Raw genomic sequence first — 6,571 nt, forward strand, 5'->3', positions numbered from 1 at the left:
CTTCAATATGAATTGTCCATAATGCTTTGTCTGTTTTTGTGTAAGTAGAATTTGTTTCAGTATCTGCAAATGCAATACTACTTGATAATGCAAATAAACAACATAGCATTATCAATGCTTTTTTAACATAAAAACCCTCCTTAAATATTATTTAATTATCCCATTGTATGGAATTAAACATCAACATAAATTTTGTAAATTGAATCTTTTAAAGGAAACAGGACTTCGTCCCCCTTAATACAAAGAGCCATTTCGTGATACCAGTTAAAAATTCCAGTATCTTTTTACAGTTGATATACTTAGATTTAATTTTTTTGCAACTTTACTTTAGCTTAATCCCAATGATTTTTCTTGCCTTCTTATATTATTCCTTATGTACTTTTCATTTTTGCCTATTATTGTTTTTAGATGTTTTTGTTCTTCTTCTGTTATTCCCAATAAATCCATCAATGTACTATTCTTAAATTTATATTTCTTGCCCTTGTAAGCCGTTTCTGCACTCTTCGTATGGTTTTTACCTAATACTCCCTTAGTGGCTTTACAAAATGTTTATTTAGCTCTAAGATATGTTCTAAAGCTTGTACCTCATCCTCCGTAAAGCAACAAGTAAATATTACTTCTCTGCACTTTCTTAACTCTCGTAAGTGTCATTTCTAGTAATTAAACTAATCCTTCTAAAAGAACCTCTTTGTCCGTTTCAAAATCACTATCCATTAATCCGAATTCTTTTTTAATATCTTCTACACCTGTATAGAAATCCTGTTCCATATTACTCTAATAAGGAACAGGACTTCGTCCCCCTTAATACAAAGACCCATTTTTTAACGCACCTATTTTTTTAGTGTTGTCCTTACCTTAGATTCACTTATATTTAATTGTTTTGCTATACTTCTATTACTTAATCCTTTTTCTTTAAGTTTTAATAGCTCTTTTTTTAAATCTAAAAGCTCCTGTTGTTTTTTTGTTAATCCGTTCTCATTTCTTCTATTTTCATTTCTTTTTATATTTTTTCTTCTGTATTTTTCATTTGTTCCAATTATTGATTTAAGATGTTTTTGTTCTTCTTCTGTTATTCCCAATAAATCTATCAATGTACTATTTTTAAATTTATATTTCTTGCCATTGTAAGCTGTTTCTGCACTCTTTGTATGTTTTACTACTTCGTTCTTTCTTAGTGGCTTTATGAACTGTTTATTCAGCTCTAATGTACATTCTAAAGCTTGTACCTCATCCTCCATGAAACAACAAGTAAAATATCTATATAAAAACAAGGTTACTTCCCTACACCCTTCCATATCATAACTTCTAAGCTCACATATTTTTATCAAGTCATTAAGTCTAGCATGATATAAACTATACTCATTAAATAAACTAATGACCTTCTTGGGTCTGCCTTTACTTTTTTGCTTCTTTTCCTTTAACTCTGGCAAATAATTTTCTTGTATCTCTTTCAAAGTATATGTATATCCATCATAATCAATTATCTTAACTTCCGTTTGTGTCTTAGAGTTAACCGTCCCTGTAGCTCGTAACACACGTGTAGGGTCTAATGCTTTCGCATCTGCTCCAAATTCTTTTAATTGATTATATATATATCTTTGTATTGCATACCAAAGTGGCAAGGCTTTGCTAGGTACTGGTTCAAGCTTCAATACATAATATAATCCCCTTCCACTATCAACTAGCATAGTTGGATTTGGTATTATTCCATTTAAATCTTTTTCTATAAAAAATCTGACTGCTTCTTTCGTATATTTTGTATTGTAACAATCTATATCTATAAATATTGCATTTAATTCTTTTATATTTTCAATTCTTCTCTGTGGTTTATAAAAGGTATTATGGCTTATATAAACATTTACTTTGTTATCTATAAGCTCATGGCATTTATTTTCTAACTCATTTATTTTATAGTGCCATTGTGTAAACTTTTGTTCTTTTTTACTCGCTAATGTTATGTATCCCTTTGATTTACTATGTATTACTTCTAAGTTACTTATATCATTTAACAGTATATCCTTTGCATTTGAACAAGTCATATTTCCCCCTTATTTTAAGAGTCAATCAAGTTCTAACAAGCTATGTATTTACATTCTTTTGTAAATCTTGTATAATTAAATTATATATGTTAATTAGACTCTAGTAGTATGATTGACTCTAGTTGAAAAGGTGAGTGTATGCCGTCACACAGGCACTCACCTTTTGTTATTTTTTGTTAACTAATATTATAACATTATTAAAATTATAATTCATTGTTTAGAATTATTTTTCTGACGGTTTTAATATATATTTAATTCCTTTTCAAACATAGTTTTTTTAGTTAAGTTTATAAATTCAGCTAGGTCAAGCCCATCTAAAACCCCCATTCGGTATGCGTATTCTTTTTCAATTACATTTATCCCGAATATATTTTCCTCAAAATCAACCAACATTTTTTTATGTTCTTTTTCTTCTAATATATCCAGTAATATGTCCATAATTCTTTCAGATTCTTTTTTGTCATTTTCTAATAGTTCATCCTCTACATTTTCCCTGTATGTGTCAAATCCAATTCTTAATAAATCATTTTTTAATATCATTTTTAACACTCCTTTTTACCTACATATAAACCTTCTGCGTCCTAAAATCGTTTGTTTTTTAATAGTTCCTAATATTTTATACTTATACTTATTATATTAACTATATGTAATAATTGTTGTCAACAGTTAAATTGCATACAATACATATCTTGTGTAATATGTATTTATATAACAATGATTGTAAGGAGGTTTAATATGTATATACAATTAAATGAATTATTAATGTCAAGAGGTAAAAGTAAATACTGGTTATCAAAACAAACTGGAATAACACCTCAAAATATTGGACGATTAGCTTCAAACCAAACCACATCTATTAAATTTGATTCTTTAGAAAAAATTTGCATGGCTCTTAAATGTTCCCCTAATGAGTTGTTAGGTTGGGATAAATAAAAATATTAATTCTAAAGGGTTTATTTATAACTACTAGAAAACTACTTTAGTAGTTATTTTATTTTGGAGGTTTAAACATGGATAGATATACATTTGATAACTTACCTATCAAGGAGCAAATACAATATATTAATAATAAGCTCCTAGAGGACAATACATTAACTAACACATGTAAAGATATTGGTATTGGTCGCACAACTATAAGAAATAGATTTAAACAACATGGATATGAATTTAATCAAGCTAAGAAGCTATACATATCTATTGTTGAAGTTATTGAATTAGAAAGTAGTTCAAAAGTAGTTACGGGCGACACTAGCAATGACAATACTTTAGTTGACGCAACTAACATTGATTTTAATAATATTTTATCTAAATTCAATGATATGAATAATAAACTAAATGAAGTATACAGCTGGTACGAATCACAAAGTAGTAATAAAGTAGTTGGGGCTGATAAACTAAAAATAAATGATTTTAAGGGTAATACAGTCACTAGAAGCTACAAGGTATATGAAGATATTCAAAAAGAGTTTGTAGCCTTCTGTGAAGCTAATAAGAAGTACAGGGTACAAGATATTATCAGCCAAGCTCTTAAAGATTTTATGGATAAATATAAGTAATTTTACTTACTTTCTGATATTCTAAAAACTTTTCAATGAAAATCTCGTTTTTTGACCTTCTGCGAGAAATAAGGTCTCCTTCCAGTCCTCTGTCTTTATTTACTTATTAAATGTGATGGGGGGCGTATTATATATATTTCTATCGAGCATATACTTAGCAAAACATAGCATTAGTTTATTTATTATGTTTATATTTATTTTAAATTTATATATACAGTTTACCCCTTAACACATTGCAATTACTAACTTATTTAGCTTTGATATTAATATTCAAATTATTCCTTCTTAGAGGTGCTCTAAGTGCTCTATGCTTTACAGATTAATCCTAATTTATACTGATATTTTATCTATATAATCATTAATAAACTCTTGTCTACTTCTCTTGTCTTTTTTAAGATTTCTATATTCATCTAAGAATGTTATGTTAGGTAGTGACTTAGTTATAACCTCATCTATTGTTATATCTGCATCTTTATTTTTCGATAAGCTCTCATTTATTATTTTTAATTCTGTTTTTAAAAGCTCTACTTTTATTCTTTGTTCTTCTTCTATTAAATCCCAATTTTTATGAGATAATTCTATATAACTAACTATCATATTCGCTAATCTATTCATTGCTAAACTCGTTGCATTTAAAACACTTATGACTTTATCATGTGCAAATTGAATTTTATATTCCACCGTGTTTTTACTTTTTTTAACTATTTCTTTTGTATGGTCATTTCTATCTTTTACATATAAAGTTTTTTGTGCCATTATTATATTAGCTTCCAGCATCAATATATTAGTTTCCAAAAACTCCATCATCCCAACGCCTTTAATATCTTGATAGACATTATAAGAATTTGTAGTTAGAAGCTTAGAATTAAAGCCATGTGTACGTGCGTTTTGATTTCCTATAGGAGCTCCACCTCTATTTCCTATTGAATTTTGATTCCCTACAGGTGCTCCCACTTTCCTTTTCAATAGTGCTTTCCATTTATCTCTACTTTTCCATGTTTCTATTGTTGAAATCTTTAAGTTTAATATATTTGCTAGTTGCTGGTTAGATATATTTCCATTATTTTTTTTATATATTTCAAAAGCCTTTTTCCTGTTTTCTGATTTAATAATATAAATACCTCGCTTTCTATCAAGTTTTTAACCTACAAGCCTTCAAATAGGCTAGTTAGGAGATTTAATTGAGTTGTTTTATATTTTTTAATAAAAGATTTTTTACTATTTTCATAAACCTAGTTTTTATTTTGAAAGAAGTGTAATAGTTAAGCTTCATTCTCAATTAATAATAGTTAAAATACAGATAAGTATATAAAATCGTGTTTAAGTAAGTAATAGCAATGATTATAAGTATATAAAAAAATGTAAAAATTTCTCTTTTTCTTACATTTTATCAATTAGCATACTTTTATTGTTATTACTCCATTTCAACTATCTTTAAGAAGCTATTGAGAATAGAATGTAATTTCTAGTTGTAAATTTTTACATTTTATCACTTATAAAATAATCTCAATACTTATATATCTATATTTTTCATTACTCCATCTAACATTTCTTGCTCTATTCCTAGATACTGCAAAGTGTCCCTTTGATTATTATGTCCTAGTATCTTTTGAGTTGTATCAATTCCATATTTTTTATTAATTTCTTTACCTAGTGTTTTCCTCATTGTATGAGTGCCTATATTATAATTAAATTTACACCTCTTACCTGCATCTTTAAGTAATCGCCACGCATGAACTTCACATATATGACCACCTTTTTGACTTTTAAATAAATATTCATCACCTTTATTATCTTGATAATATTCTTTGATAACATTCTTTATAGCATCATTTATTATTACTTTCTTTCGTTTCCCTGTTTTCTTCTCTGAATTTATAATTAAATACTCTTTATTCCTAAACTGATTTACTTTAAGTGGAACTATATCCGATATTCTTAACCCTGTATTACTTCCAATTACAAACATAGGATATAGTCTTTTATCTTTATTATTTTTCAAATATGTTTTAAATTTTTCTTTATCTTTTTGAGTTCTAAATGCTTCAACTTTCATTATTTAAACACCACCTTATAAATTCAAGGCATGATAAAATATAAGAAATGTGCCTTCATCTTTAAATTGTATTTGATAGTCAAGGTCTTTTTCTGAAACAATACTTTTAGCTTCATCTAACCAATCATCTAGCCAATCGTCTGAAAATTGTTCAGCCCCCTCAAGCTTAAAAACTCCCGAATCATTGTTTTTAAATATATCAGATAATTTTGTTTCCATTAAATTTACTTTTGGTACTTTACTATACTTACTTTTAATCTTTTTCATAATTTTCCCCTTTCATTTTTTATAATATCTTATGTAAATATTTTAATACATTTATATAAGCAAAAGGTCACCAATGTGTCACCAATGTGTCACCAATGTGTTGCAAAAGTGTCACTTTTTATTAAAATATTATTTATTACTTACTTAGTAATTCATAAAGTTAAAATCATTGTAATCACTTGATGTGATTTTATCATTCTACCTACTATACCAAAAAAATTCTTTATTTCTTAGGTAAATAAAAATTTAATATTTATAATAAAAAAAGAGCCTAAAAATTTAGACTCTTGCCTTTTGCATCTATTAAATTATTATTTTGCACTTCTTCCACAATACAATTATATACCTTTTTTGGTATCAAGTCTATATCATTCATGTCTCATCTTTTGTTCCTATATATTTAATTGAAGCCATTTAATAATATTTATAATAAACTAATTATCTTCTGCTCCTTTTTATTTCTCCACCTTCATATATCTTTATCCACTCGTAAAGTGTAGTCCTACCAATATTTAATATCTTTGCCACTTCATTCTTCTTTAAGCTTCCATCATTGATTTTATTATAATATTTTATAAATTCTTTGTTGGTTTCTAAAAGCTCCTTAGTTACTTTTTGTCTACCAAACCATTTGCCTGTTTTTGTATTTATCT

7 protein-coding genes and 1 pseudogene are annotated in these 6,571 nt (G+C 27.0%); 2 read left to right on the forward strand and 6 right to left on the reverse strand.

The genetic code is table 11. The features are described from left to right. Positions 1-830: 830 nt before the first annotated feature. Together IR152_RS19300 and IR152_RS19305 are read right to left on the reverse strand one after the other, a co-directional pair. Complete coding sequence (locus IR152_RS19300) at positions 831-2,039, reverse strand: DNA-binding response regulator (protein WP_227453456.1); 1,209 nt, start codon at positions 2,037-2,039, stop codon at positions 831-833. A 240-nt stretch (positions 2,040-2,279) separates the two neighbouring features. Continuing rightward, positions 2,280-2,579, reverse strand: a complete 300-nt coding sequence (locus IR152_RS19305; RefSeq protein ID WP_227453457.1) for a hypothetical protein — start codon at positions 2,577-2,579, stop codon at positions 2,280-2,282. 195 nt (positions 2,580-2,774) lie between these two features. Between IR152_RS19305 and IR152_RS19310 the strand changes: the two genes are divergently transcribed. Next, positions 2,775-2,972, forward strand: a complete 198-nt coding sequence (locus IR152_RS19310; protein WP_227453458.1) for a helix-turn-helix domain-containing protein — start codon at positions 2,775-2,777, stop codon at positions 2,970-2,972. Between the two features lie 77 nt (positions 2,973-3,049). Continuing rightward, on the forward strand, positions 3,050-3,595 hold the full coding sequence (locus tag IR152_RS19315) for a hypothetical protein (protein ID WP_227453459.1): 546 nt from the start codon (positions 3,050-3,052) through the stop codon (positions 3,593-3,595). 330 nt (positions 3,596-3,925) lie between these two features. Here the strand turns inward: IR152_RS19315 and terS are convergent, their stop codons facing one another. The 4 genes and pseudogenes from terS to IR152_RS19340 form a co-directional block, all read right to left on the reverse strand. Continuing rightward, complete coding sequence (gene terS, locus IR152_RS19320; RefSeq protein ID WP_311315459.1) at positions 3,926-4,714, reverse strand: phage terminase small subunit; 789 nt, start codon at positions 4,712-4,714, stop codon at positions 3,926-3,928. A 394-nt stretch (positions 4,715-5,108) separates the two neighbouring features. Then, the gene (locus IR152_RS19330) at positions 5,109-5,651 is read right to left on the reverse strand and encodes a tyrosine-type recombinase/integrase (RefSeq protein WP_227453461.1); all 543 of its coding nucleotides are present in this window, start codon (positions 5,649-5,651) and stop codon (positions 5,109-5,111) included. 15 nt (positions 5,652-5,666) lie between these two features. Then, a complete protein-coding gene (locus IR152_RS19335) occupies positions 5,667-5,918 on the reverse strand; it encodes a hypothetical protein (protein ID WP_227453462.1) in 252 nt (83 codons plus the stop codon). 438 nt (positions 5,919-6,356) lie between these two features. Further along, positions 6,357-6,571, reverse strand: a pseudogene (locus IR152_RS19340) (helix-turn-helix domain-containing protein); the annotation flags it as partial.

The organism is Clostridioides sp. ES-S-0108-01 (assembly GCF_020662285.1).
GTDB lineage: Bacteria > Bacillota > Clostridia > Peptostreptococcales > Peptostreptococcaceae > Clostridioides.